Source organism: Bradyrhizobium sp. Kon58 (genome assembly GCF_055807455.1).
Window position 1 is genome coordinate 1 of the sequence record NZ_JBVVOT010000599.1, and the last position, 246, is coordinate 246.

At 61.8% G+C, this 246-nt stretch carries 1 protein-coding gene; it reads right to left on the reverse strand.

From position 1 onward, the window contains the following. Positions 1 to 228: hypothetical protein (locus tag AC0L20_RS41630; RefSeq protein WP_473295932.1), on the reverse strand; the 228-nt coding region annotated here is incomplete at its 3' end. Between the last annotated feature and the right edge of the window lie 18 nt (positions 229 to 246).

A 246-nucleotide genomic window follows, 5' to 3' on the forward strand; every position in this document is an offset into this window, starting at 1 on the left:
ACCCTTGAGTTGCTGTTGATCGACGATGCGGCTGTCTTCCAGGGCGAATTCTCCCTGCACCTGGGCGATCAGCGGCGGCACATCCTGGGGTGCCACGCGCAGGTTGAAGCGCACCGGCGACAGTGTCGGCCAATGCGCCATCAGGTGTTTGTCGTTGACCAGCAAATGGCCCTTGGGGTTGCCGTAATCAGCGTAGATCCCCACGCCCCAGGGCTTTTGGACGCCCAAGATCGTCGGGATCTACGC